The following is a 25919-nucleotide window of genomic DNA, read 5'->3' on the forward strand; positions in this document are numbered from 1 at the left end:
GCACTCCCCAAACAGCTCCGGAACGGCAACAGAAAAACCTCTTGAGGCTCCAGCCTCAAGAGGTTTTTTAGTTTTGGTTCAAAACAGGCGAACGTCCCTCTCCCATTGCTTTAGCAAGGAGAGCGACAATGGACGCCGCCTTTTCTGATGCTTGTGTCCGAATCCTGAACGTCACCGGCTGCGCGGGACAAGCGGAACCGGCCCGGGGGATGGGAGCCCGCCAAGCCGCCATTTCCGACAGCCGTCGCCGTGGGCAAACCGGATCGGAAATTCTTCCGGCGCTGCTGAAACGGCTCGGCTTGGCCCCGCAATATGGGAGAAGCGCCCACGCCCTGACAAGCAAGCGGCCCGGAACCCCGATGGTTCCGGGCCTTTCTCATGGCAGCTGCTTGGCCGGTTTCTGACCGGCGTTCGCGTTCAGGAGGGCTGTATGAGGAGGATTACAGCTTCTTCAGTACGGCCTGGACAAAAGATTCGATTTCATCGGGCGCGGAGCCGCCGTCGCCTTCCAGGCGCAGGCCGTCGGTCATGATCTCGGCGCCCAGCTCCTTGCTGCGGGCCTCGATAACGTCCACGGCGCCGCAGAAGTGTTCGTAATCCCGGTCGCCCGAGGCAAAGGCGGCCAGCTTGCGCCCCTTGAGGTCCATGACGTCGAATTCTTCGAACAGCGGCGCAAAATCATCCTGCAGTTCCAGGTCGTCCACGCCCCAGGCCGAAGCGCCGAACAATACGGCGTCATAACCATCGGCCAGGTGTTCGGCCGAGGCATCGGCGGCGTTGAGCACCTTCACTTCATGCCCGGCTGCGGCCAGCTGTTGCTCCAGCTTGTGGGCGATGCTCTCGGTATTGCCGGTGCTGGAACCGTAAACGATTAAAATCTTGCTCATGGCCTTCTCCTTCTGGCTCGGACGTATTGGAATAAAATTGAAATTCTTTTTCAATTCGTTCAAAAAGGAAATAGCCACCCAGCCCTGTTTCGTCAAGTGGAAATTGCGCATCTCTTGCCGGGGGCGGCAGCACGGAGTACGGCAAATTTTTACAATAAAAGGCCCGCGTTTCGTCCTATGGAAGGGGCAAAGCCAATCAAGGAGGATGAGATGCAGAAGGAGCTGTTTGACTGCTTTGCCAAGGGGCGTTTGACTGTTGCCGGTCAGCTACCGGTGCTCGCGGTGGAACCCTGGAAGGAGCATAAGGATTTTCCCGGCGTGTTTCTGAAAAATCTGGTCATGCCTGAGCTGACGGAGGGCTTGCTGAGCTGCCACCTGGTCAGGATTGAAGCCCGGCGCGGGATCGGCAGGCACGCCCACGGCACGAGCCTGGAACTGCATGAAGTTGTCGGGGGAAGAGGCGTGTGCCTGACGCCGGAGGGAGAGATCGCCTATCTGCCGGGCAGCATGGCGATCCTGCCCGCCAAGACGCCGCATGAAGTCCGCGCGGGCGAAAACGGCCTCTGGTTGTTCGCCAAATTCATCACGCTTCCAGCCTGAGGCTTGCCCGCCGGAACTGCTCCGACGTCATGCCGTGCTGTCGCCTGAACAGCTTGTGCAGATGGCTCTGGTCCGTAAAACCGGCGGATACGGCGGCCTCGGCCGCTGCCGTATCCGCCCGCAACAGGGCGCGCCAGGCGCAGGCGGCAGAGCAGATAAAAGGCGTGGGGCGTCAGGCCGGTCTCCCGGCGGAAACGACGGAGAAAATGCCAGGGGCTGTAACCCGCCAGGGCGGCCAGTCGCTTGAGGGGCCAGGGCGTGGCGGGGTCGTCCAGCAGCAGGCGGCACACGCTTTGTATTGGTGGTTCCGCAGTGCTTTCTTCCGGCGGTTGCGCGTGGAGGAGATATCGGCCCAGGTGCTCTGCTCGCGCGCCCAGAGCGAGAGGCACGCAGGCTTCGCGTACCAGCCCGGCAAGCCGGGCGTCATACGGGAGGATGGAGGAATTCGTCGGCAGGCAGGCCGCCAGCAGGGTTGTTCCGGGTTCAAGAAACAGCCTGTGGGCACACGCCGGGGAATCCTGAAATAGCCGCCGGTCCACAGGTAACGCGCCTCGGCGCGGGTTTCCAGCACAAGGCCGCCGGACAGCACGACGCCGCTTACCCAATGCGCCGCATGCAGATGCCAGGGATACCTTTGCGCGGCATTCCGGGAAGCCACAAATTCAACCTTGCCGGAAGCCGTATGTCGGTATGTGATAGAGACCATGCTTCCCTGCCGGAGCGCCTATTCCTCGGCCCCCGCGGCGCCGAGGGCGCTCCTGGCCTCGGGCTCGGGCATGCGCCACGCGCCGGGCAGGGGGGCCGTGATTTCCGCTCTGTCGCCCAGATAGGGATTGAAGTAGCCGTAGCGCAGCCAGGGACAGAGCTTTTTGAGCCGCTTCATGAACACGGTCAGGCCCATGCTCGGCGCCGTGTCCAGCGCGGCGTCCGGAACCGCGGGGGAGGTGCTTCCCTCCCGGCCGCTCATCAGCCGGAAATACCATTCCGGGTCGATGTTCAGATTGCGCCACTGGATCATGCTCACGCCGTTTTCGCCCACCAGGCGGGCCAGGGCCTCCAGTTCCTCTTCGGTATCCGTGACGCCGGGGAAGAACAGCAGGTTGAGCGAGACGAAGATGCCGCGTTGCCGCGCCTCGCGGATGGAAGCGCGCACGTCGGCGAAGCTGTAATCGGCGGGCCGGTAGTAACGCCGGTAGAGCGCCTCGCGGGCGCTGTTGCAGCTCACCCGCATACTGGTCAGCCCGGCCTCGGCCAGACGGGCCACAGCCTCGGGATTGGAGGCATTGGTATTGCAGTTGACCGTGCCCCGGCCGCCGCCGGTGCGGAACAGGCGCACGCTTTCCACCAGCAGGTCCGCATTGGTCAGGGGGTCGCCCTCACAGCCCTGGCCGAAGGAATAGATGGGCGTGGCCGTTTCCCGGCTCTGGTGCAGGCGCATGACTTCCACGATTTCGGCGGCTTCGGGAGTGAAGGCCAGACGGCACTGGGGCGTCACGGCCACGGGCGAATCCTTGTCCTGGGCCGAAATGCAGCCCACGCAACGCGCGTTGCAGGCGCGCGAGGTGGGCAGCGGCGCTTCATAGCGGCCCAGAGCGAAGTTGCGCGCCGCCGGACAGTCGTAGCGCAGCACGCAATTGTCCAGAATATGGCGGACCAAGCGGTTGTCCGGGTGCTCGCGCAACAGGCGCCGCACGTTCTGCTCAATGCGGACGCGCGGGATGCGCTGGAACCGCTGGCGCGGGTCCTGGTCCACCTTGCGGGCGCAGACGTAAAAGCGGCCGTGCGCGAAGCCCACCGCGCCGTAGGCGAAAAGGGGCAGCAGGGGCGCGCCGGTTTCGCTTTCATAGGCCGGGTGGGCCGAAAGGGTGTGCGCGGGCGCGGCAAAGGCGGCCACTGCCAGCTGGTCCAGAACCTCGGTTTCGCCGCTTTCCGGATTCAGGCCCACGGCCCGGCGGCCCGGCAGAAGAAAAAGCTCGCTTTCCTCGGGCAGGGGCATGAGTTCGTCGGGACGCGGCAGGCCCCACTGGGCACCCCGGCGACAGACCATCAGCAATTGCGGATCGTCATAGATGTTGCCGCTCTGGTCGGCCATGACCAGATGCGGCTCAAGACGCGGAGCGGCCATAAATCCTCCTTGCCCAAGCCGGGGCTAACGTATATAAGCGGGAAGGCGCGACGCGGACGGGCTTTTCCGGCCCGCCCGGCGCGCACAGCGCTTTTGTGAGGCCCGCCATGTTTTCCATCATGTTGTTTATCTTTCTCTGCTTTCTGGGCATGCTGGCCGTGCTGTTCTATATGCTGCGCAGCCAGGAACGCCTCTGCCAGGTTCTGCGTGACGAACACGCCCAGATGCGCGTCCTGTTACGGGCCATGGAATCGCGCCTAGACGCTTTGGACGGCAGCGCCGGTTCCGAACCCCGGCCCACCGAAACCCTTCCGGCCCGCGATCCCCTGCTGCATCTGAGCTTTGAGGACCCGGCCCCGTCCGCCCGGACTGATCGGTTCGGCCGTGAGGACAATCCCGCCCCTGATCCGGCCCTGGACCTGCATTTTGATCCGCTTGCGGACGCGGGCGCCGACCCTGCGGGCCGCCGCTGAATCGTTTCGCCGGATGTCTGTGATCCGCCAGAACAAATTACGCTTGAGATTTTCGCTTATTGTGAAAATGCTCTGATCCCGCCAGCCCGTAATTTCCTCTGGCCGCGGCCAGATAGGCGGCCTTGAGATCCGGTTCCGCCAGCTCCTCGGCCCAGAGCAGATAGGGCATTTTCAGGCATTCCTCGCGGATGGCCTCGGCTCTGGCTTGGCGCGCGGCGATCAGCGCGGCGGCATCCTGCATCCAGAGATCGCAGAGATGGTCCGTGAAGGCCTGTGCCCGGTGCCTGGCCCGGTGCCTGGCGTCAGTCTCGGCCAGGGCGGTTTCCCCGATATAGGTCACCAGCTCGGGATTCTTGAGCAGAAGTTCGATGCGGAACAGCGCGTCTCCCGCATCGTCCGGCGTGTAGCCCACCAAGTGTTCGCCGTCCACGAAAAGTTTGGCCAGGCCGTGCCCCACGCGCGGCGTCACCAGGCAGCCGCCGCAGCCCATGGCTTCAAAGACCCGGAAATTCAGGTCCCCGTGCTCGCAATGGTTGAGCAGCACGCGCCCCTGCGGAAAGAGCTCGCGGTAGTTGCCGCGCGTCTGGTGCAGGCCCGGCAGGCGACTCGTCAGTTCCCGCAGAAAGGCGGCGCGCCGGGGCGTGTTTTCGTTGACCGTGCCCACGAACAGGCAGTCCCAGAGCTTGGGCATGCCGGGGCGGGGCTGGTCGTCGTCCTGTGCGAAGGGCGGCGACCACCAGACGCGCTCGGGCGGCAGAAAGGGGCCGGAAAAAAGCTCCAGATCGTCGCGCAGGGAAACCAGGCAGGCGTCGAAGCCCTGGGCGTACAGGGGCTGCCAGCTGTGGATGTGCGAATCCACGCTGTAAAAAACCGTCAAACAGGGAAAGCGCTCCATGCCCAGCACAAAGGGCGGGCGGCTTTTGTCGGCCACCACCAATACGTCCGGGATGAACCCGGCCAGGCGCACCAGTTCTTCCCAGCAGAATACGCGGGCGTCTTCAAAATTGTGCAGGGCCACATCCTGCCAGCCGCAGGAGCGCAGAGACTGGCAGAAAAAAGGGCTGCCGATCCATAACAGACGTTGCATAGCCCCCCGGAACGGACTGGCGGCGCGACCGCCGGGCTGTTGCCAAATACGGCAAGATAAAATACTTTTTCCTGAGGAAACGCCGGTTAATGGGAACAACAAGGCCATTAACCGCGTTTTCCTAACTAGCCCCGACGCCCCATGGCGTCAAGGCGTGGAATAACAACCATGTTTTTGACTGCCCGCCGCTTACGTCTTCTTCTGCGCATTTTCCTGGCGCTGCTGCTTGTGCTGTCGGTTCTGCTGGCGACGGCCTTCTATCTTTTGCAGCGTAATCCCGAGGCTCTCACCCGCCACTATCTGGACGGGATTTCCGCGCGCACGGGCCTGATCTTCTGTGTGGAAGCCGTGGACGTGGTGCTTTTGCCCGTGCCTTCCATCGCGGTGAGCAACGCCTCGGTGCGGGGAAAGGACCTGCATTTCTCCGTGGCCTATGCCACGCTGCGGCCTGATTTTCTGGCTCTGCTGCGCGGGGAATTCGTGCCGCGCAACATTTCCCTGCTGCGGCCCAAGCTGGGCGGTGCGCTGCCCCTGCCCCTGGGGGACATGGACGCGCTGGCGGCCCGCCTGCGCGGGAACGGCGGCGGCCTGCCCGATTTGCCCGACGGCTGCCGCATGACCATTGTCCAGGGCGAAGCCGAACTCATCGGCACGGACGGCGCGCACCTGCAATTGAGCGGCCTGCAATGCCGCCTGGACACGGAAGCCCCGGCCGTTGTCAGCGGCAGAGTGCATCTGGGCGCGGTTCTGCTGCGGCGGCAGGGAGCGCCCCTGATCCGCCTGGACAATTTTCTGGCCGAAGGGGAAAGCGACCTGCGGACGCCGCTCACGGCCACGCCCAAGCTGCGGCTCAGCGGCTCGCTGCGCTGGCCGCCTTTTCTTGAGCGCTTCAACATGGCCCTGGATCTGCAGGGCGGGGCCACGGGCTGGACGGCGCGCGCGGATCTGCGCGGGGAACTGGCCAAGGACCGGGAGTCGCTGCCGTTCTCCGTGGCGGGCACGGCGGCCATGCGCGGCAGCGAGCCGATTGTCAACCTGGAGCGGCTCCGGCTGGAGCTCGGGCCGGACAGCGGGGAGCTCAGCGGGACCTTGCGCCTGCCCGGCGCGCTGCAAAACAAGGAACAGGACTTCAGCCTGGACGGCCGCCTGCTGCTGCACCGCGCGAGCCTGACCCAGTGGCTGGGCTTTGCCCGCAATCTCGCGCCCGGCCTGCAACTGGCCCTGGACAACCTTACCGACGGCAATCTGGATTTCCATCTGGACGGCCTGGGCCTGACGGTGCCGCGCATTGCGGTGCGCTGCGCTGGGGCGCGCTTTACCGGTTCGGGCGGGGTTGCCAGCTGGGCCAAGCCGGAGGTGGCTCTGGATCTCAGGGCCGAGCGCCTCAATCTGGGACTGGCGATTCCCGAGTCCGTGGGCAAACCGCCCCTGGGGCCCCGTTTTTTTCACGATTCGCTGACGCCGCTGCCCGGCGAGCCTCTCAAACCCGGCGAAACTGGCGTGGACTACGACATCCGGCTGGCCGCCGCCAAAGTGGATTACGGCCCTCTGCTCATTGAGGACGCCAAGGTGGTCATCAGCCCCGGCAAGATGGACAAAAACGGCCTGGAAGACACCCTGCTCACGGCGGAGGGGCGGCTCTACGGCGGCAGCGTGCGCGGAGAGTGCATTCTGGGCGGCGGTCCCGAGCTTCCCTATGCCATCAAGATGCGCTTCCGCGACGTGAACGGCGCTCTCCTGGGCAAGGCGATGCCCGTGCTGCCCATCAAAAGCGGCCGCCTGCGGGCCGATGTGGACATCATGAGCCAGGGCCGGGAACTGGACGTCTTTCTGGGCAAACTGCGGGGTACGGTGAGCGCGCGCGGCGAGCAGGGGGCCCTGCGCCTGCCCGGCGCGTCCGGAAGCCTGGCCTTCACGGGCATGGATGTGGAACTCAAGGCCCGTTCCGCCGCCTGGGAAAAGGGCCGTCTGGGCCTGGACGGCCAGTGGAGCGGCGCGCTGGACAGCGTGGACCTGAACGGCCGGGCGGATCTGAACGGCCGACTTTGGTTCAGCGGCGACGGCGGCGGCAACGGTAATCTGGACTTTCAGAACCTGCCTGGCAGTCTGGCGCTGCGCCTGAGTCCGGCGCTCAGTGCGCTGCCCGAGGGCCTGCAGGCGGACCTGAGCGGCGAATTTTCCTGCCAGGGCGCGCGCAACCAGCTCGCAGTCGGCAAGGCCCATGCCAATGCGCTGGGCGTGGAGCTGCGGGGCCAGGCCCAGGTCAACAGCGGCAAGGGCGGCCTTGCCTGGCAAGGCTCGGTTTCCGCGTTCAGCCGGGACCTGAGCCGTACCCTGCGGCAGGCTTTCAGCACGGCGGCTAAGCTGCCGCCCGGGTTGAACACGCTCTCTCTGGAGACGGATTTTAAGGGCACTCCGGAAACGTTCTCTCTCAGCAACATCCGCGCCCGTGTGGACCAGAGCTCGGTCAGCGGCTCGCTGAGCGCCTCTATCCGCAAACAGCCGGGCCTGACGTTCTCCCTTTCCGTGGACAATGTCGACCTGAACCGCTACCTGGACGACAAGAATGCCAAAGCGGCCAAGGGGCGCGCGGTCAAACCGGCGGGCGGCGCCTGGGATTTCAGCTTCATGCGCGGTTTCAGCGCCAAGGGCGAACTGCGCGTCAAACAACTGACCGGCTGGCGTTTCAAGGTGCAGGATCTCAAGTTGCCGCTCAATCTGGAAAACGGCCAGTTGAACTGCGGGCCCAATACAGGCCGTTTTTACGGCGCGCCCCTGCAAAGCCGGGCGGGCATCGACTTTACCAAGGGCCTGCGTTTTGAAAGTTCCCTCTCCGTGACGGACTTCGACCTGACCGCCGCCAGCCGGGACAGGGGCGGCAGCGCGGCCCTGGGAGGCCGGGGCAGCATCAGTTCCGAGGTGCGGGGCGCCCTGACCGGACCGGGCCAGCTGCCCGCCGCCCTGAACGGCCTCTGGCGTTTTAGCGTGCGCGACGGTTCCTACCAGAAACGCGGCACTGACGGCCAACTCAAGGGCAAGCCCACGCGTTTTGATCTGGCCTCGGCCTCGGGCGATATCGCGTCCGGGGTGGTCCACAGCAGCGACTTCAGCCTGCAGGGACCGGGGCTCAAGGTTCACGGCGGCGGCTGGATAGATCTCAACAAGGAAACCCTGGACTGCAACTTTACCGTGAATATGAAAAATCTGCCCGATTTCCCCCTGCGCCTCTACGGCAGCCTGCACGACAGCAAAACTTCCATCGGCGCGGGCAAGCTGATCCTGAACACCATCGGCGGGATTACCTCGGGGTTTGTGGACGTGTTGGGCGGCATTGTGGAGGGAACCTGGAAGCTGTTCCGCTGACAGCTGTGAACGCGATATGCCTTTTGGGCTGCCCGCCGGACAATCCCACGAGCCGTCCGTTTCTCGCCAGGGCCATTTTGTTCTCCTGCCGTAGGCAGAGTGATTTTGTATTTGGAGCAGGTTACTTTTCATAGGGTACTTAATTCTATGGGCTTGGCATACGGATGAGGTATCCCGCTAATGCCCGAAGGGCAGAACAAAACAACGGCAGGGAACGGAATGACCCTGCGTTCTTCGCCGCCCCCGTTGACAGAGCGGGTTTTCCGGGCTAGAACCGCAAAGAGCGTGTTCTTTTTTGCACAAATTAACATCCGGTTCCGTCAAGGAGAGCAACGGTGAATATCCTGATTTTCGGACCCAACGGCAGCGGCAAGGGCACCCAGGGCAATCTGATCAAACAAAAGTACAATCTTGCTCACATCGAATCCGGCGCCATCTTCCGCGAACATATCGGCGGCGGCACGGAGCTGGGCAAAAAAGCCAAGGCCTATATTGACCGCGGCGACCTGGTGCCCGACGACATCACCATTCCCATGGTGCTGGAAACCCTGAAGACCAAGGGCAAGGACGGCTGGCTGCTGGACGGCTTCCCCCGCAATATGGTCCAGGCCCAGAAGCTCTGGGAAGCCCTGCGGAAAGAAGGTCTCAAGCTCGACTACGTGGTGGAAATTCTGCTGCCGCGCGAAGTGGCGAAAAACCGGATCATGGGCCGCCGTCTCTGCAAGGAAAACAACAACCACCCCAACAATATCTTTATTGACGCCATCAAGCCCGACGGCGACAAATGCCGGGTCTGCGGGGCCGAGCTTTCCGCGCGCAGCGACGACCAGGACGAGAACGCCATCAACAAGCGCCACGACATTTATTACAATACCACCGACGGTACCCTGGCCGCCGCCTACTTCTTCAAGAAGCTGGCCGACGAGGGCAAGACCAAATACATCGAACTCAACGGCGAAGGCAGCATCGACTCCATCAAGGAGACCCTGCTCTCCAAATTGAGCTGAATTCCGGCCGCGTTCTGACCGCATGTCGTAAGTGCCTCGTAAGGGGCACTTTTTTTATCTTTACCCCGGTTCCGGCAGCTTCCCTTTTGCCGACAATGCGGCTATCCTCTTGCTCACAATCTCAGTTTGCCCGCGAAAATGCCCGTGCCGGAGCCCCCTGTTTTCAGGGAGGATGCCGTCCGTGCCCGGGAAGACCGGCTCGCTGTTTGCGGGTGCCGCGCCGCGGCGGAAGGTTTTCGGATGGCAATGCCTGTAATGGATGGCCGCATGTCCAAATTGTCCACCGCCATAGTTTCCGCGCTGTTCCTCGCCGCGCTGCTCGGGGGGCTGCTTTATTCCATCCGGGACTACAACGCCAGCACCAAACAGGACATTACCACCACTCTGACCCAGCGCCTGCAGGAATCCACGCATTACGCGGCGGAGAACTTTCAGCGCCAGCTCAAGGAACGTTTCCGCGATCTGGAGGGAGTAGCCCGTCTGCTTTCTTCCTGCGAAAATCCGGTCACCAGAGAAAATGCCGAGAATTTCGGCCTGCTGCTGGAACCGAGCATCCGCAATTTCGGCATTCTGGCGCCGGACGGCAAGGGCTTTTCCGCTCTGGACAAAGAGCTCGACTTCAGCGCGGACGCCTACTTCCAGCGCGCCCTGCACGACGGCGTGGGCGTTTCCTCCGACATGGTTGCCACCTTCGACCGCAACCGGGTGCTGGCTCTGGCCGTACCTGTGACGCGCGAGGGCAAGGTCCGGGCCGTGCTGGTGGCGGGCATCAATATTGACGCCTTGCAGGCCAGCATAGAAACCAGGGCCTTTGACGGCCGGACCTCAAACCTGGTTTTCGACAGCCAGGGCCATGTGCTTTTCGGCGCTTTGCCGCAGGGACGGGATCTGGACGACCTGATCAGGCGCTTCAGGCAGACGCAATCGCCGCATACGGTCTCCCAGGTACAGGATTTCTTCAAGGACATGCGCCGCAGCGGCGACAGGGTGCTGCATTTCAAAGGCGCCGGCTATTCCTTTTATATGAGCCGCGTGCCTCTGGCGCAAAACGACTGGCAGCTGGTTTCCATTCTGCCGCAAAGCGTTCTGAATGAGCGCATCGACCAGCAGAATGCCGTCACCCGCACGCTGATGCTGCGTGTAACGGTCATCGCCGTTTTGCTGCTGCTCTATCTCATGTACAGCCAGCGCCGTTCCCACCGCAAGATACGCAGCCAGCAGGAGGAATACAGCGCCATTATCGCCAATATTTCCGGCGGAGTTCAGAAGGTCAGCGGCGTGGACGGCACGTTTCTGTTTCTCAGCCGGAATTATCTGGATCTGCTGGGCTACAGCCGGGAAGAGTTCGAGCGCATTTACGAAAATACTTTTGCCAACACCATTTACGAGGAAGACCGCGACGAGGTTCTGCTGACCATTTCCCGGCAGCTGGAACAGAGCAAGGCCATTGATGTGGAGTACCGCACCAGGGCCAAAAACGGCAATCTGGTCTGGCTCTACAACAAGGGCACCCTGGCCTATGACGAACGGCGTCAGCCCTATATCGCAAGCATTGTCTTCGATATTACGCGCAACAAGGAAATACAGCAGGCCCAGCGTATTTCCGACGAGCGCTACCAGTTCATTCTTGAGCAGCACGATATCAGCATTTTTGAGCAGGACCTGCTCAACGGCGACTTTTATTGCAGCACGCGCTGGATGCAGCTTTTCGGTTCGGCCTTTAACATTCTGGAGCCGGACCCGGACGGCAGCCAGATTCCGGTGCATCCGGACGACCGGGACGCGTTGCGGGACTTCCAGGACGCTCTGCAGCAGACCAAGCGCGTGGCGGAAATGCGTCTGTGCGACGTGGACGGCCTGTACCGCTGGTACAGGATCGAAGCCTCCAACATCATGGACGACAGCGGCTGGCCCATCTACGTCATCGGAATCATCACGGACATCGACAACCAGAAGAACCTGGAGCTCACCCTGCGCAATCAGGCCGCGCGCGACAGCGCCACCGGCATGTACAACAAGCTGGCCACGGAACAGGCCATCGCCCGTTTCCTTGACCGTCACAACCTGGACGGGGCGGCGGGCGGCTATGCGCTGTTCATGATCGATTTCGACAACTTCAAGATCATCAACGACCGTCTGGGCCACGCCGTGGGAGATCAGGCCATCTGCGCCATGGCCCGGATCATCCGTCAGAATTTTCGTTCCGCGGACATTGTGGGGCGCATCGGCGGCGACGAATTTCTGGTCTTCTGTACCGAGCGGCTGAGCATGCTTCATATCCGCAAGCGGGCCGCCAAACTGGGCGGCGAACTGCGCACGGAATGGGGCGAGGGTGAAAACCGTTGCGTGCTGACCGCCAGCATGGGCGTGGCCTGCGCCCCCGGCGACGGGCGCAGCTTCGCGGAACTCTACCAGCATGCCGATGAGGCCACGTATCAGGCCAAGCATATGGGCAAAAACGGCTGTGTCTTCTATGCGGAAATGCGCGAGGCGGGCGCATTGCCGCCCCCGGCCGGAGCCAGCGTGGTCAATGCGAATATCGACGCCGCGCCGGATGTTGAAAACGGCGGGGATGCCGCCGAAGCATAGGGCCGGACAGTGGTACAGGGGCGCGGATTCGACGCCGGTCCATCCGGCTCGGGCGGCCGTATTTCCCCCGGATTGCGCGACAGCTTGCCCGTCATCCAAAAAACACAGCAGATTTTTCATTGGCATCATATCCGACTGTCTTTGACGCGGCCTGCGCCCACACCGATGGCGGCGTTTACACTGTGGCCGCCCCCCTTGTTTTGACACGCCGTGTTCCATCTCACGCTCCGTCTTGCCAAAGAGGACGTTACGGGCCAAAATTGCAGCGGGTCCAGCACTGTGTGGCGGACCCGCGTATGAGCGAAGGCCCGCAGCGGCCTTCAGCGGGATTTTTATGGGGTGGATTATTTGACGACAGCGCGCGGCAACTGACGCAAGCCTGATAAAGAGGGAGAAGAAGCATGGCGATTCTGGTCTGCGGCGGAGCCGGGTACATCGGCTCGCATAATGTACGCGCCCTGCTGGCCCGCGGCGAGGAAGCCGTGGTCATCGACAATTTCCTGACCGGCCATCGCCGGGCCGTGCCTGCGGGCGTGCGCCTTCATGAAGGCGACATTCGCGATCCCGAGGCCCTGGACAGGGTCTTCAGCGAAAACCGCATCGACGCGGTGCTCCACTTCGCGGCCAGTTCTCTGGTGGGCGAGAGCATGGAAAAGCCGCTGGCCTATTTCAACAACAATGTCCACGGCATGCAGATGCTGCTGGAAGCCATGCGGCGGCATGGCGTGGACAAGATCGTCTTTTCCTCCACGGCGGCGGTCTACGGCGAGCCGCGGCGCGTGCCCATCGAGGAGAGCGACCCCACCCGGCCCGCCAACCCCTACGGCGAAAGCAAGCTGATGATGGAAAACATCATGCGCTGGGTGGGGTTGGCGCACGGCATGCGCTCCGTGGTACTGCGCTATTTCAATGTGGCCGGGGCGCTGCCCGGCGGAGCCATCGGCGAGGACCACCGGCCGGAAAGCCATCTCATTCCCCTGATCCTCCAGGTGCCCCTGGGCCTGCGCGAACATATCACGGTGTTCGGCGAGGACTATCCCACGCCCGACGGCACCTGCATTCGGGACTACCTGGACGTCATGGACCTGGCCGACGCCCATATGCGCGCCCTGGATTACCTGCGGCGCGGCGGCGAAAGCGTCATCTGCAATCTGGGCAACGGCCGGGGCTTTTCCGTGCGGGAGATGATTGAGGCCGCGCGGCGGGTCACGGGCCACGCTGTTCCGGTGCGCGCGGGGGCGCGCCGGGCGGGCGATCCGGCCCGGCTGGTGGCCTCTGCGCAGCGCGCGCGGGAGATACTGGGCTGGGAGCCCAGGGTGGACATTGAGGGCATCATCGCCTCGGCCTGGGAATGGCATTGCACGCATCCCCACGGCTTCGACGACTGAGTCAGGCTTGCGCGCGGGCCTTCCGGTAAGCGCGCAAAGCGTCCGGAAAGGGAGAAAGCACTCTGGCCAGCACGCCTTGCGCCAGGGAAATGGCCAGACCGTAATTGGTCATAGGGCAGCCCGCCTCGGTCGCGGCGCGCAGCCGGGCCAGCATCTGCCCGCGCGTGATGACGCAGCCGCCGCAGTGCACGACGGCCGCGCAGTCTCCGGCGGAGTCCGGAAATTCCTTGCCCGCGGCCATCCTGAAATGCAGCTCGCCCCCGGCCAGCCCGCGCAACAGGCGCGGCAGCTTGACGCGACCTATATCGTCGTGCTGCGGATGGTGGGAGCAGGCCTCCTGAATCAGCACGCTGTCACCGGGGTGAAGTCGTCCGAGTGCGGCGGCCCCACGGGCCAGAGCTGGCAGATCCCCCTTGAAACGGGCCATGAGCACGGAAAAGGTGGTCATGGGGATGTCCGAAGGCGTCTCCCGGTCCACCGCATGGACCACTTGGGAATCGCAGACCACAAGATCCGGGGCTTCTTTGAGGCGCAGCAGCGCTGCAGGCAGGTCTTTGTCCGTCGTCGCCAGGCAGATTTTGCGTCCGTCCAGGCTGTCGCGAATGGCCTGCACCTGGGGCAGAATGAGCCGCCCCCGAGGCGCGCCCGTATCAAGCGGCACGACGAGCAGCAGAACGCCCTGTTCCGGCAGCAGATCGCTGAGCAGCGGGGGCTGGCGCAGGGCGCTTTCCGGCGCGACGCGTTCGATGGCCGCGCGTATCTCGTCCAGGCCGAGACCGCTGCGGGCCGAGGCGCGTATGACGGGCACGGCGGCGTCCAGGCCTTCCGGCCTGTCGGGGGCATCCGTTGTTTCCTTCGCGCCGGAATCGGCGTCCGCCTTGTTCCGCACCACCACAAAGGGAATCGCCAGGGAACGCAGCCGGGCGGCCGCAGCCGCCTCGGTCCGCCCCCAGATCCGCCCGTCCGTCACCAGCAGGGCCACGTCGGTCCGGCGCATGATCTCCAGGCTGCGCTCCGCGCGCAATCTGCCCAATTCGCCGTCGTCGTCCAGACCGGCGGTGTCCAGAAAGACCACCGGCCCCAGCGGGGCCATTTCCAGCGTTTTTTCAACAGGGTCTGTCGTTGTGCCGGGCGTATCCGAAACAATGGACACCGGCTGTCCGGACAGGGCGTTGAGCAATGAAGACTTGCCCGCATTGCGGCGTCCGAAAAGCGCAATGTGCAGGCGAAGGCCCTTGGGCGCTTCGGTCATGGGTGGACTCCTTGCGAAAAGGGACCGGTTGCGCGGCGGCGAGCGACCGGGAAAACCGGGACGGCCGGCGCGATTGGGCAAAACCGCGCCGGCCGGGGTCTGGGTGGGGCTGTGCGTATCAGCCCTTGGGCGGAAGAGCCCGGCGCTTATTCATACGGATAGGCGTTGCCCGCGAAATCCTTGTGGCGAGGATTGGGGTACGCGCCTGAAGCCGTAAGCTTCTTGAGGCCTTCCGATTTGTCGAACCATTTGGTGTGAAGCAGTTCTTCCGATTTATGGCCCAGCGGCTTGCCGAGCCAGGAATCATAAAGGGCCTTGACCTGTGCGTTGTCCTGGGAGGCCCGCTTGGGAAAGGTCTTGTCGGCGCCGTATACGGCGTTGACGCGGTCGCGCATGTAGTCCTTGATTTCTCTGGCTCCCGCATAGGCCTTGTTGACCATGCGCACACCCAGCAAGAGGCCGCCGGACAGAATGCACGCGCCTTTTAAAAATCCCCGTCTTGTGCTCGTCAGTATGGACATATGGCCCCCTAGGCGTTGGTGTTCATATCGGCAAGGCGTTTCCTGAGACTGCCGTAGAGGCTGGAGGCCTTGCGCTCCGCGTATTCCAGCAGGGTCGGCATCAGGGGCTGGCCGCCGCCGCAGACGCAGCCGCCGGGACAGGCCATGAACTCGATGAAATGATACGGGGACTTCCCGGCGCGGACTTCCTCACAGACCGCGTCAAAGCGTTTGGCCCCATGCACAACGGCCAGACGCAGCTCAATGCCGTTGATGGTCACCGTGTATTCCTTCATCCCCTTGAGGCCGCGCACCTGTTTGAAATCCCAGGATTCCGGACGCTGGCCGGTCACCGCCTGGTAGGCGAAGCGCAAAGCCGCTTCCATGACGCCCCCGGACACCCCGAAAATGGTAGCGCCGCCGGAGGATTCTCCCATCAGGCTGTCGCGCTGCCCCTCGGGCAGCTTGCTGAAGTCTATGCCCGCCTGCCGGATCATGTAGGCCAGTTCGCGGGTGGTCAGCGTGGCGTCGATGTCGCGCAGGCCGTCGGCGGCCAGCTCGGGACGCAGGCCTTCATATTTTTTGGCAATGCAGGGCATGATGGACACGGTGTAGATCTGTTCGGGAGCATAGTTCAGCTTTTCCGCGCCGTAGGTTTTGGCCAGCCTGCCGTTCATGCCCACGGGCGATTTGCAGGAGGAAAAGTGCGGCAGCAGGTCGGGGTGAAAGGTTTCCGCATACTTCTGCCAGCCCGGACAGCAGGATGTGAATTGGGGCAGATGCTTTTTTTCGCCCAGGCGTTGTACAAATTCCGAGGCTTCTTCCCAGATGGTCACGTCGGCGGTGAATTCAGTGTCCCAGCAATGGGCGAATCCCAGGGCTTTGAGGGCCGAGAGCATCTTGCCGGTGGTCACGCTGCCGGGCGCGAGCCCGAAAGCCTCGCCCAAGGCGTAGCGCACCGACGGAGCGGGCATGGCAATGCACTTGACGCTCTTGTCCTGAAGCTTCTTTTGCAGTTCCGGCACCCAGGTCTGCACTTCATAAACGGCGAATTCCGGACAATGGGTCAGGCACTGCCCGCAGTTGATGCAGGCTTCGGGGTAGGCGACCTCGTGCGCCGCGCCGGTTTCCCCGTAGATCGCCCCTGAGGGGCAATATTCCTGACAGGTGTCGCAGCCGATGCATTTTTCCGCATCAACCTGCACAAAAAACATCTTGTCGCCGTCGGCCCCCTGTGGCGGCACATTGGGCTCATACTGGATATGCTCCATGACGATACGCGGCATTCCAACCTCCTGGCGGTAACAGGTGAATCAGACTCCATCCGTCAGTCGCGCCCGCACGGGCGGCGATGAACAGTTCATGCTTCTTCCGGCGGCCGCCGGGTTTTCCTCGCTTTCCGGCGGCGATGCGAGCGTATGCGTGCGCCCGGCGGCCTCGACGGCCATGCGTGCGGCTGCCGTATCCACGCGGTTTTTATTGTCGTAAATGCGGTAGTGCTCACGGTATCTCGGCGGCGTGAAGCCGGGCATGAGCACATTGCCCCCGGCCAGCAGGCCTTCCTTCTGGCCCGCGACCGCATCCACCGTAGCCAGGGCCGTGGTGGCGGGAATGTTGGCCCGGGGCAGCGCGATGCGCAGCACGGCCATGACCCGCAGGGTCAGTGCCGCCGTGCCTCCGGGCCGGGTTCCCAAAGGCGTATCCGCCTGGGGAATGAACGGCCCCACCCCGCACATGGACACGCGCAACTCCCGCGCCAGCAGAATGTCGTCGGCCAGGGATTCGGGCTTTTGCCCCGGCAGGCCCACCATGAAACCCGAACCCGTTTCATAGCCCAGCTCCCGCAGCATACGCAGGCTTGCGAGGCGTTCCGCCAGCGTGTGGCCCGGGTGCAGGCGCGCATACAGCCGTGGGTCGGCGGTCTCATGCTTGAGCAGAAAGCGCGCGGCACCGGCTTCCTTCCACAGGGCGCAGGCCGTCCGGGGCTGTTCCCCCACGCTGAGGGTCACCGGCACGCGCAGGTCGCGGCGTATGGCGTCCACTACCCCGGCCAGCCATTGCGGCGGCACCGCATATTCGCCCGCTTGCAGCACAATGGTGTCCGCGCCCGCGGTCACGGCTTCGGTTGCGGTCTCCATTATTTCGTCTTTGGAAAGCGTATAGCGCACGAGTTGCCTGTTGGCCGCCCGCAGGCCGCAGTAGCGGCAATTGCGACGGCAGACGTTGGAGAATTCCACAAGCCCGCGCACGAAAACATGCGAGCCTTTTTCCCGTGCCGTTATCCGCGCGGCGCGGTGCCGCAATTCGGCATAGGGCGTTGCAAACAGAAGCTTGAGGATGTCCTCGCGGCGCACAGACGCATCCTTGTCCATGCTCAGCAGTAGACGTCCCGCTGGCCGGAACGCACCTTGGAAAGCAGCTTTTCCGAGACGCGGCGGGTGCGCTCCTCCATGCCGTCCAGAGAGGCGGCAATGGCGCATTCACCGGCCAGGCGCTCTTCCTCCCCCGCGTAGTCCAGCAGATATTCCTCAAAGGTGGAGAGGGCGTTGGGCGCGCACTTGGCCTTGATGAGGCCGGGTTTGGCGAGATCCATGAAATCCTTGCCCGTGCGCCCCAGGCGGTAACAGCCCGTGCAGAAGGAGGGGATGAAACCGTGGTCCCCGAGATCCTTCACCACCTCGGCCAGGCTTCTGTGGTCGCCGAGCTGAAACTGGGCCGCCTCAAATTGACTGTCTTCCTTGTAGCCGCCGGGATTGGTGCGGCTGCCCGCCGAGATCTGCGAAACGCCGAGTTCCAGGGTGAGGCCGCGTATGGCGGCATTTTCGCGCGTGGACATGATCAGGCCCGTATAGGGAACCGCCAGGCGCAGAATCGCCACCAGCTTCAGGAAATCCTGATCGCTGACGGCATGCGGCGGCCGGGACGCAAGGTCGGAACCGACGGCGGGCTCGATGCGCGGCACGCTGATGGTATGGCAGCCCACACCGAAGCGCTCTTCCAGATGGGCGATGTGCATCATCAGGGCCAGGGTTTCGTAACGCCAGTCATAGAGACCGTAGAGCAGCCCCATGCCCACGTCGTCGATGCCCGCCAGCATGGCGCGGTCAAAGGAAGAGGCCCGCCAGTCCAGGTCGCGCTTGGGGCCCGCCAAGTGCACGCTTTCGTAGGTGGGCCGGTGATAGGTCTCCTGGAAAAGCTGGAAGGTTCCGATATGCCGTTCCTTGAGACGGCGGAAGTCCTCCACCGAAAGCGGGGCGAGATTGACATTGACCCGGCGGATATTGCCGCCGCCCTCGCGCGCCTCGTAAATGGCGTCAATGGCGTCCAGCACATAGTCGATGCCGCTGCCGGGATAGGCCTCGCCCGCCACCATCAGAACCCGCTTGTGCCCCTGGCGCAGGATGATCCTGGTTTCCTCAAGTATCTCGTCCCGGCTCAGGGCGCGGCGGGTCACTTCGGTATTGGATTTCCGGAAGGCGCAGTACAGGCATTCGTTGGAGCAGAGATTGGAGATATACAGCGGAGCGAACAGCACGATGCGGTTGCCGTAAATTTCTTCCTTGACCGCCTTGGCGGTGTGGTACAGCTCCGTCGTCAATTCCGGAGAGGAAAGGCCCATCAGCACGGCCACGTCCGTAAGCGAGAGCCCCTTCAGTTCCCTGGCCTTGGCAAGGACCTCGCGCGCCCGCGCCGGGTCCTCGCGGCTACAGGAGGAGGCAAGCACGCGTTCTATCGTAGCGTCGTCCAACCATGTGGCCCTGGTATCCGCAATATTCCCCGTCATGGCATCCCCTTGCTGGCAGCGGTCGCTGAACCGCCGATTAGTGGGTTTCAGGACAAGCGGCCTGACGCTCAGGCGGTTTGTTTTTTGTATTACATTTTAAAATTTCGTGTTACGATATGCGAGCAGCCGCCGTTACGCTCACGCCCCCGCGAAAGCGACGTCTCGCAATACCCGGAAAGATGCTGTGCGGAACCTGCCGTCAAATACCGGACAGGCGACAGGAGCCCTTATACTGTTGTGTTATCTTTTTTAAAAAAGTAACACCATTGGTTTAAAAAAATTCTCTGCGGGCAGGCCGCCTCCGGGCGGCGGGGCATGCATACGGTTGCTCCCTTGCAGATATGTCATCTCGTGTTACTTTTGTCAATTACGTGTCACAAATTTTATGCTTCCCACGCCCGATTACGGTATGGGCCGGGGAAATTATGGGAAAGTATTGCCCGGAGCGGGCATGGGCCTGCGCATGCCCGCTCCGGGCCGGAGGGTGTCAGGGAACAGGGGGATGGCTACTGCTGTTGCATCCGGGCCACCAGAGCCCGCAAGCCCTCGGTCTGGGCCGCGAGCCCGGCCACGGCCCCGGCGGCTTCCGCCATGCTTTCGGCGGTCTGGCCGACCATGTTGTTGACCCGTTCGATATTGGCGTTGATCTCCTCCGAGGCGGCGGACTGCTGCTCGCTGGCCGCGGCAATGGCCTGAATCTGGTCGGCCGTGGCCTCTGCGGTGCTTACGATGTCGGTCAGGGCGTGGCCGGAGTCATTGGCAAAGCCCGTGGCCTTGTCAATCTGGAGCACGGCGTTTTCCACCGAGGCCATGCTTTTGTTGGTGCTTTCCTGAATGGCCTGGATGGCGCTGCTCACGTCGTGGGTGGAAGCCATGGTTTTTTCGGCCAGTTTGCGCACCTCGTCAGCCACCACGGCAAAGCCGCGCCCGGCGTCGCCCGCGCGGGCGGCCTCAATGGCCGCATTCAGGGCCAGCAGGTTGGTTTGGTCCGCAATGTCGGAAATCACGGTCATGATGCGGCTGATGGCCCCGGCATGCTCGTTGAGTCGCTCCATGTCCGTGCGCAATTCCAGCGAAACCGCGTGCACCCGCTCAATGCTTTGCAGCGACTGATGCACGACCTGCGCGCCGCTTTCGGCCTTGGCCCTGGTCTCGCCGGAGAACCGGGACGTGGTGGAGGCATTGCGGGCCACTTCCTGCACTGTGGCGTTCATCTCATTGATGGCCGTGGCGGCTTCGGTCAGGCTTCGGGCCGATTCGGAGGCGATCCGGTCGGATTGCTCGATCTGGACCGAAAGCGCGCCGGAAGCGTCGGAAATGACCCGGATGGCCTTATCCAGGCTTTCGGCCACGCCCAGCATGGCTGTGGTCTTGGCCTGGGCCGCCGCGCCCGCCTCTTCCGCCCGCAACATGGAGGCGCGGGCCTTTTCTTCCTCACTGTGGGCTTTTTGTTCGCTTTCCTGGGAACGGCGCAGCGTCTCGTTGATATGGGCGAGCATTTTCGCAAAACTTTCGTACAGACTCAGCAGTTCGCCGGAAAACAGCGCCCTGTCGGGCAGCGCGGCCTGTATGTCGCCGTCGGCAATGGTTTCGGAAGTGCTGCTGAGCAGTCCCAGGGGGCGGTTGATGCTGCGCAGAATGAGCGCGCCCAGAATGAAGACCGCCACGGCCATGACCAGGGAGAAGATCACGCTGAGCCGCAGCATGGCGTAGGTGCCTGCAAAAACCTCATCCGCGTCGATGGCGTAGACGTATTTCCAGCCGCGTTGGTCGCTGAAGATGTTGACCAGCACGTCCCGGCCGTTGACCTCGGCCATGTGCACGCCGTTGGGCATGGCGTAGATCGTGTCGAGGCCGGGCATTTTTTTGTCCGCCACCTTGCTGAACAGAGCTTCGGCGTTGCGGGTCGCCACGATGATGCCGCTGGGATCAATAAGGGTCAGACGGCCGGTGCGGCCGATCTCCATGGCGGAAATGCTTTTTGAAAGCGTGGCGAGACTCACCTCGATGTAGGAGACGCCTGTGATCCCGCCGCCGTCCTTGACCGTATGCACAAAGGAACACACGGGCGTGCCCGCCGCGTTCAGATAAACGGAATAGGCCGCGCCCGTGCCGCTGTCCTCGGCGGACTGGTACCAGGGACGTTTGCGCGGATCGAAACCCGCGGGATAGGCAATGGGAGGATACTCCAGAAAACCTCCGTCCGTGGAGCCCAGGCCCACGGCCAGGTAGGAAGCGCTGGATTCGGCGAGCTGTTCCAGTATCTTGTCCAGCTCCAGGGCCTGGGGGCTCATTTCCCGGCGCGTGTGGGTCTTGGACGCGCTCAGCCCGACATGGGAGGGAAGGTGCCCGGCCGCTTCGGCTGTCTGCGGCAGCCCGGCCAGAAAGGCGCTGTTGTCCTCGGCGGTGTTGAAGAAGAGCGAAACATAGTTTGTGACGCTCTGGACGGTCGTTTTTGAGCCGCTTACCGCGATCTGGTAACTGTCCTTATAGGCGTAGTAGGCCATGAAGGACACCACGAGCACGATGGCCGCGATGAAGGAAGCCATAAGGCTGATGAGTTTGGCGCGTATGGTCACTGTCTGCTCCTGTAAGGCGCTGTCGCCGGGGCGTCGTCGTAATGACGTCGGCCCGGCGCGCGGGCGTTCCGGCGCGGGACCTGTTCCGGCTCTGATGTCGGGATGAAAAAAATGCGGGAACCGGGCGCCTCCCGGCGGCTCAGGCGCGCCGCGCATTGCGCGGGCCCGTGCCGGGGGGTGTCCCGCAGCATAGGTATATGTACATTATGTACATTTATGGAACGTATAAGAAAATATGTGTCGTTGCAAGATGAATCTAAAAAATGTATCAATCATTATTTATAAATATATCAATCGCGCTGCATATGGTATACATAGTTTTCTATATCGCTGAAAGATAGTATTGAATGCATCTTTTTGGCTTTCAATCTATCGCACATTTTATGTGTAGTAATCTTTCAGCCTGTACCCTGAAGATACTGCTGCATATACGTATAGATTTATCTACGGCAATGCGCAGCCGCCGCCCTGATCCGCGCCCGGCGGGTGAAGCGGGCCGCGCGGAGGCGGCCCGTCTCAGCGGCTTGCCAGGGAGAGCAGCAGATTCCAGTCGCTGATCTGGACTTTGCGGGCGGTAAAGGAGGAGATCACGCCGTGCTGTTTGAGGCGTTGCAGGGCGCGGGCCAGGGTGGCCCGGTGGATGCCCAGCAGATCGGCCACTTCCTGCTGGGTCATGTGGCAGGGAAAGGCGCTTTGGCTGTTGTTTTTGCGGGCCAGGCTGAGGATGAAGCGGCAGAGGTGGATTTCGTGGCGGCCGGTGCCCATGTCCGCCAGAAAGGTATAGTGGATGAGCATCTTGATGCCCATGGAGCGCAGCAGATTGGCGATCTGGACCGGGTGATCGCGGATAAAGGCGGCGTCCTCCAGCAGATTTTCCGGAAAGCGCCAGATTTCGGACTCCGAGGTGCAGACAAAGCGTCCCTCGGGATTGTATCCGGCCAGGGTGCGCGCTTCATTGAACAGGCAGCCCGGTTCGATGCACAAGGTGAGCCGTTCGCGGCCGCAGGAAGAGGTGTAGAAAATGCCCACCGAGCCACGGGACAGGTAGTACATGCCCCTGGTCTTCTGGTGTGGAATAACGGCGTCCTTGGGATAGACGGATCTGACGGCGTAGCGCAGCACGTCCTCCCAGGGCTTGTTGAGGTCGGCCACATGCCCGATGCGGGCCATTTCCCCATCGGTCGAGCCGACGGGCGGGGTCTGAGCGGGGATTGTCATAGACTGCTCCGGAACGGCGGGAGGGGTTTTCCCCTCCCGCCGCGTATGGCGCGGCCTGAAGCGTTCGGGTTCTGGGAATGTCCCGTCGCTCCGCGCGGATTCCCCATCGAATCCGCGCCGTGAACCTGTCGCGGGGTGCATTGCCGTCAACTTCCGGTTGCCGGGAAGACCGGCGGCTGACGGCCGGCGGTGTGCCGCGCCGTCAGGCGACAGGTGTAAGCGCGATGCGCTGTTACGATGCCACGCAGGATCGTATTGATGTATTGGCGGCGGGCTTGGGCGCCTGCCCCTTGGGATGATGTGTGCGCACGGTGGTGACTTTGTTCTGGGTGAAGAAGTTCAGGCCGTCCTTGCCCTGAACCTTGTCCGTGCCCAGCAGCGAGCCCTTGATGCCGCCGAAGGGCACATAGGGATGCGGCGCGCAGATGCCCACGTTCACGCCCACCATGCCCACGTCGGCCAGACGGCTGAAGCGCTCGATGTAATAGGCGTTCTGGGTGAAGATGCACGCGCCGTTGCCGAATTCCGAAGCCCGGATCAGGTTGAGGGCGTCGTCCATGTCCGCCACCTTGATGGTGGCTACCAGCGGCCCGAAGACTTCGGTGGTGAACAGGGGGTTGCAGGGAGTCACGTCCCTGATGATGGTGGGCCCCACGAAGAAGCCGTTTTTGTTCTTTTCGGGCAGGACGGGATTGCGCCCATCAAGAATAAGTTCGCAATTGCCGTGGGCAAGGGCGATGTCCACGTACTTAGCGACATTGTCGGCGGCTGCGCGGGAGATCAGCGGTCCCATGTAGACGTCGGGATCAAAGGCGTCGCCCACCTTGACGGTTTTGGAGGCTTCCAGAATGCGCTCCATGACCGTGTCGTAGATTTCAGGCACGGCGGCCACGATGGACCCGGCCAGGCAGCGCTGCCCGGCCGAGCCGTAGCAGGAGTTGAGGAAGTTGTTCACAAAGATGTCCAGATTGGCGTCTTCCATGACCAGAAGCATATTCTTGGCCCCGCCCAGGAGCATGGAACGCTTGGCCCCCCTGGCGCAGCCCTCGGCCATTTTTTTGGCCGTGGGCGTGGAACCCACTAGGCAGACCCCGGCCATGCGCGGGTCTTCATACCAGGTGCCGGGAATGGAGCGGTCGCCGTGGATCACGTTGACCACGCCCGCGGGCAGGCCGATTTCCTGGAAGAGCTCGCAGATGAGCTGCATAAAGTAGGGCGACTGGGTGGAAGGCTTGAAGATGAAGGTATTGCCCGCCGCGATGGCGTAGGGGATGAACCAGCCGAAGACCAGGGCCGGGAAGTTGAAGGGGGCCACGCCGCCGAACACGCCCAGGGACTGCCGCACGACCTTGACGGAAATGCTGCCCGAGACCTGGTCCAGAATGTCGCCCTGGATCAGGGAAGGCGTGCCGCAGGCGGATTCCAGAATCTCAATGACGCGCTGCACTTCGCCGCGCGCTTCGGAGATGTGCTTGGCCTGGTCCCAGGCAATGCCTTGGGCCAGTTTTTCGTGATTGCGGATCATGGCCTCGCGCAGCTTGAAGATATAGGCCACGCGCTTGGCCACCGGAACTTCACGCCAGGTCTGGTAGGCCTCCCAGGCCGTGGCGATGGCCGCTTCGCAGGCATCCGCCCCGGACATGGGCACTTCGCCGATCTGTTCGCCGGTGGAGGGGTTGTACAAAGGCTTGACCGGCGTGCCTGCTTCTTCACGCCACTGGCCGTTGATGAAGTTTTTGATCTTGACGTAGGGAAAGTCGGACATGATCTGCTCCTGTGCCCCTGAGGGCGGTTGCGTGTTGTGCGCGGAGAGGGTGTGCCGCGTCGGGTGTTCTCAGTAAAATTGCTCCAGCAGCTTCTCCAGCACGTCGGCAGTGCCCTTGCGCGGATTGCTGTCCATCAGCCGCTTGTAGGCCGCGCCCAGTTCGGCCACGCCGCGCAGTTCTTCCCGGCGGATGCCGTAATTGGACAGGCCCTGCTTGATGCCCAGGTCGTCCATGAGGCTTACGAAGCCCGCGGCGGCGCTTTTGGCTTTTTCGCGCACTGAGGCCCCGGCCGGGGCGCTGCCCAGGATTTCGGCGATGACCGCGAATTTTTCGGGCGCGGCCAGGGCGTTGAAGCTCATGCCCATGGGCGCGCACACCGCCATCATCAGGCCGTGGGGGATGTGGTGCTCCGAGGGCACGGACATGCCCAGGGCGTGGATGATGCCGTTCTGGGTGTTGGAAAAGCCCATGCCGCTGATGGCCGCGCCGTAGAGCATCTGCTCGCGCGCTTCCATATTGCCGCCGTTGGCGTAGACCTTGCGGATATTGTCGGAGATCATGCGCATGGCCTGGAGGTTCAGGGCGTCCGTAAAGGGCGTGGCGTGCAGGCTCACGTAGGACTCGATGCAGTGCACCAGGGCGTCCAGGCCGGTGATGGCCGTGTAAAAGGGCGGCAGGCCCGCGGTCAGCTCGGGGTCCAGCAGAACCACCTTGGCGTAGAGATAGTCGCTGACCGTGCCCTGTTTGGAATCGGTGATCGGGTCATTGAGCACCGCGTTGGAGGTCATTTCGCTGCCCGTGCCCGCCGTGGTGGGAATCAGGATGGTGGGCATGCAGGCCGAGGGCACCTTGTGCAGGCCGAAATAGCGGCTCATGGGGCCTTCGTGCACGGCCAGCAGGGCCGTGGCCTTGGTGCTGTCCAGGGCGCTGCCCCCGCCCAGGCCCACCAGCAGTTCCACCTTGTTCTGCCTGACCCAGGCGGCGGCCTTTTCAATGGACGCCGGGGTGGGGTCCAGCTCGGCCTGGTCATAGAGCAGGGCTTCCACGCCCGCGCCCTTGAGGGAAGCCATCAGCGGCGTATGGATGCCCGCGTCCACCAGGCCTTTGTCCGTGATCACTGCCACCGTGCGGCAGCCGAGGCGCAGAGCCTCGTCGCCCAGTTTCGCCGCGACGCCACGGCCGTACACCACCCGCTCAACAGTTTGGAAACTCGAAAACATAGTCTTGCTCTCCTCCTGATACTGAAGTGATCCCGGCGGCAGGCTTTCCACCTTCCGGCGGTTTCCATCATGTTTTTGCTT

Annotated in this window: 19 protein-coding genes and 1 pseudogene; 6 read left to right on the forward strand and 14 right to left on the reverse strand. The window is 63.0% G+C overall.

From position 1 onward, the window contains the following. Nucleotides 1-440: 440 nt before the first annotated feature. Complete coding sequence (locus HMPREF1022_RS13420; RefSeq protein ID WP_009303519.1) at nt 441-887, reverse strand: flavodoxin; 447 nt, start codon at nt 885-887, stop codon at nt 441-443. A gap of 210 nt (nt 888-1097) precedes the next feature. Between HMPREF1022_RS13420 and HMPREF1022_RS13425 the strand changes: the two genes are divergently transcribed. After that, nucleotides 1098-1487 (forward strand): cupin domain-containing protein, encoded by a 390-nt coding sequence (locus tag HMPREF1022_RS13425; RefSeq protein ID WP_009303520.1) that lies wholly within the window; start codon nt 1098-1100, stop codon nt 1485-1487. On the opposite strand, the gene HMPREF1022_RS19195 is transcribed toward HMPREF1022_RS13425, so the two are convergent. The 3 genes and pseudogenes from HMPREF1022_RS19195 to HMPREF1022_RS13435 form a co-directional block, all read right to left on the reverse strand. After that, a complete protein-coding gene (locus HMPREF1022_RS19195) occupies nt 1471-1644 on the reverse strand; it encodes a helix-turn-helix domain-containing protein (protein WP_083823316.1) in 174 nt (57 codons plus the stop codon). The two genes, HMPREF1022_RS13425 and HMPREF1022_RS19195, sit on opposite strands and share 17 nt — an antisense overlap. 13 nt (nt 1645-1657) lie before the next feature. Next, nucleotides 1658-2026 (reverse strand): annotated as a pseudogene (locus HMPREF1022_RS19200) (AraC family transcriptional regulator); the annotation flags it as partial. Nucleotides 2027-2211: 185 nt separating this feature from the next. Then, nucleotides 2212-3612, reverse strand: coding sequence for a radical SAM protein (locus HMPREF1022_RS13435; RefSeq protein ID WP_008685249.1), 1401 nt, complete (start codon nt 3610-3612; stop codon nt 2212-2214). A gap of 107 nt (nt 3613-3719) precedes the next feature. Between HMPREF1022_RS13435 and HMPREF1022_RS13440 the strand changes: the two genes are divergently transcribed. Continuing rightward, on the forward strand, nt 3720-4085 hold the full coding sequence (locus HMPREF1022_RS13440; protein ID WP_008685250.1) for a hypothetical protein: 366 nt from the start codon (nt 3720-3722) through the stop codon (nt 4083-4085). 37 nt (nt 4086-4122) lie between these two features. On the opposite strand, the gene HMPREF1022_RS13445 is transcribed toward HMPREF1022_RS13440, so the two are convergent. Further along, complete coding sequence (locus tag HMPREF1022_RS13445; RefSeq protein WP_009303522.1) at nt 4123-5172, reverse strand: glycosyltransferase; 1050 nt, start codon at nt 5170-5172, stop codon at nt 4123-4125. A gap of 168 nt (nt 5173-5340) precedes the next feature. Here HMPREF1022_RS13445 and HMPREF1022_RS13450 point away from each other — a divergent pair, with 168 nt between their 5' ends. From HMPREF1022_RS13450 to galE, 4 genes are all read left to right on the forward strand, one after another. Continuing rightward, nucleotides 5341-8535, forward strand: a complete 3195-nt coding sequence (locus HMPREF1022_RS13450) for an AsmA family protein (protein WP_009303523.1) — start codon at nt 5341-5343, stop codon at nt 8533-8535. Between the two features lie 335 nt (nt 8536-8870). Continuing rightward, a complete protein-coding gene (locus HMPREF1022_RS13455; RefSeq protein WP_008685253.1) occupies nt 8871-9542 on the forward strand; it encodes an adenylate kinase in 672 nt (223 codons plus the stop codon). A gap of 267 nt (nt 9543-9809) precedes the next feature. Further along, the gene (locus HMPREF1022_RS13460; protein WP_009303524.1) at nt 9810-12131 is read left to right on the forward strand and encodes a sensor domain-containing diguanylate cyclase; all 2322 of its coding nucleotides are present in this window, start codon (nt 9810-9812) and stop codon (nt 12129-12131) included. 401 nt (nt 12132-12532) lie between these two features. Next, the gene (gene galE / locus HMPREF1022_RS13465; RefSeq protein ID WP_009303525.1) at nt 12533-13519 is read left to right on the forward strand and encodes a UDP-glucose 4-epimerase GalE; all 987 of its coding nucleotides are present in this window, start codon (nt 12533-12535) and stop codon (nt 13517-13519) included. A gap of 1 nt (nt 13520) precedes the next feature. On the opposite strand, the gene hydF is transcribed toward galE, so the two are convergent. From hydF to HMPREF1022_RS13510, 9 genes are all read right to left on the reverse strand, one after another. Continuing rightward, entirely contained in the window at nt 13521-14771 is a 1251-nt protein-coding gene (gene hydF, locus HMPREF1022_RS13470; RefSeq protein WP_008685256.1) for a [FeFe] hydrogenase H-cluster maturation GTPase HydF, read from the reverse strand. Between the two features lie 146 nt (nt 14772-14917). Next, complete coding sequence (locus tag HMPREF1022_RS13475) at nt 14918-15292, reverse strand: iron hydrogenase small subunit (protein ID WP_008685257.1); 375 nt, start codon at nt 15290-15292, stop codon at nt 14918-14920. An 8-nt stretch (nt 15293-15300) separates the two neighbouring features. Continuing rightward, the gene (locus tag HMPREF1022_RS13480) at nt 15301-16557 is read right to left on the reverse strand and encodes a [FeFe] hydrogenase, group A (RefSeq protein ID WP_008685258.1); all 1257 of its coding nucleotides are present in this window, start codon (nt 16555-16557) and stop codon (nt 15301-15303) included. 27 nt (nt 16558-16584) lie between these two features. Next, the gene (gene hydE / locus HMPREF1022_RS13485) at nt 16585-17625 is read right to left on the reverse strand and encodes a [FeFe] hydrogenase H-cluster radical SAM maturase HydE (RefSeq protein ID WP_232221611.1); all 1041 of its coding nucleotides are present in this window, start codon (nt 17623-17625) and stop codon (nt 16585-16587) included. Between the two features lie 20 nt (nt 17626-17645). Next, on the reverse strand, nt 17646-19055 hold the full coding sequence (gene hydG, locus HMPREF1022_RS13490; protein WP_008685260.1) for a [FeFe] hydrogenase H-cluster radical SAM maturase HydG: 1410 nt from the start codon (nt 19053-19055) through the stop codon (nt 17646-17648). Nucleotides 19056-19561: 506 nt separating this feature from the next. Then, on the reverse strand, nt 19562-21634 hold the full coding sequence (locus tag HMPREF1022_RS13495) for a methyl-accepting chemotaxis protein (RefSeq protein ID WP_009303527.1): 2073 nt from the start codon (nt 21632-21634) through the stop codon (nt 19562-19564). Nucleotides 21635-22150: 516 nt separating this feature from the next. Then, on the reverse strand, nt 22151-22852 hold the full coding sequence (locus tag HMPREF1022_RS13500) for a Crp/Fnr family transcriptional regulator (RefSeq protein WP_009303528.1): 702 nt from the start codon (nt 22850-22852) through the stop codon (nt 22151-22153). 232 nt (nt 22853-23084) lie between these two features. Further along, entirely contained in the window at nt 23085-24617 is a 1533-nt protein-coding gene (locus HMPREF1022_RS13505; RefSeq protein WP_009303529.1) for an aldehyde dehydrogenase family protein, read from the reverse strand. 69 nt (nt 24618-24686) lie between these two features. Further along, complete coding sequence (locus HMPREF1022_RS13510; RefSeq protein WP_008685265.1) at nt 24687-25838, reverse strand: iron-containing alcohol dehydrogenase; 1152 nt, start codon at nt 25836-25838, stop codon at nt 24687-24689. Nucleotides 25839-25919 lie beyond the last annotated feature (81 nt).

This window comes from Desulfovibrio sp. 6_1_46AFAA, assembly GCF_000224635.1.
Lineage (GTDB): Bacteria > Desulfobacterota > Desulfovibrionia > Desulfovibrionales > Desulfovibrionaceae > Desulfovibrio > Desulfovibrio fairfieldensis.

Excerpts from the sequence above, each read along its gene's own strand:
- HMPREF1022_RS13420 (WP_009303519.1), bottom strand. The coding sequence starts at position 887 with ATGAGCAAGATTTTAATCGTTTACGGTTCCAGCACCGGCAATACCGAG.
- HMPREF1022_RS13425 (WP_009303520.1), top strand. The coding sequence starts at position 1,098 with ATGCAGAAGGAGCTGTTTGACTGCTTTGCCAAGGGGCGTTTGACTGTT.
- HMPREF1022_RS13435 (WP_008685249.1), bottom strand. The coding sequence starts at position 3,612 with ATGGCCGCTCCGCGTCTTGAGCCGCATCTGGTCATGGCCGACCAGAGC.
- HMPREF1022_RS13440 (WP_008685250.1), top strand. The coding sequence starts at position 3,720 with ATGTTTTCCATCATGTTGTTTATCTTTCTCTGCTTTCTGGGCATGCTG.
- HMPREF1022_RS13445 (WP_009303522.1), bottom strand. The coding sequence starts at position 5,172 with ATGCAACGTCTGTTATGGATCGGCAGCCCTTTTTTCTGCCAGTCTCTG.
- HMPREF1022_RS13450 (WP_009303523.1), top strand. The coding sequence starts at position 5,341 with ATGTTTTTGACTGCCCGCCGCTTACGTCTTCTTCTGCGCATTTTCCTG.
- HMPREF1022_RS13460 (WP_009303524.1), top strand. The coding sequence starts at position 9,810 with ATGTCCAAATTGTCCACCGCCATAGTTTCCGCGCTGTTCCTCGCCGCG.
- galE (WP_009303525.1), top strand. The coding sequence starts at position 12,533 with ATGGCGATTCTGGTCTGCGGCGGAGCCGGGTACATCGGCTCGCATAAT.
- hydF (WP_008685256.1), bottom strand. The coding sequence starts at position 14,771 with ATGACCGAAGCGCCCAAGGGCCTTCGCCTGCACATTGCGCTTTTCGGA.
- HMPREF1022_RS13475 (WP_008685257.1), bottom strand. The coding sequence starts at position 15,292 with ATGTCCATACTGACGAGCACAAGACGGGGATTTTTAAAAGGCGCGTGC.
- HMPREF1022_RS13480 (WP_008685258.1), bottom strand. The coding sequence starts at position 16,557 with ATGCCGCGTATCGTCATGGAGCATATCCAGTATGAGCCCAATGTGCCG.
- hydG (WP_008685260.1), bottom strand. The coding sequence starts at position 19,055 with ATGACGGGGAATATTGCGGATACCAGGGCCACATGGTTGGACGACGCT.
- HMPREF1022_RS13500 (WP_009303528.1), bottom strand. The coding sequence starts at position 22,852 with ATGACAATCCCCGCTCAGACCCCGCCCGTCGGCTCGACCGATGGGGAA.
- HMPREF1022_RS13505 (WP_009303529.1), bottom strand. The coding sequence starts at position 24,617 with ATGTCCGACTTTCCCTACGTCAAGATCAAAAACTTCATCAACGGCCAG.
- HMPREF1022_RS13510 (WP_008685265.1), bottom strand. The coding sequence starts at position 25,838 with ATGTTTTCGAGTTTCCAAACTGTTGAGCGGGTGGTGTACGGCCGTGGC.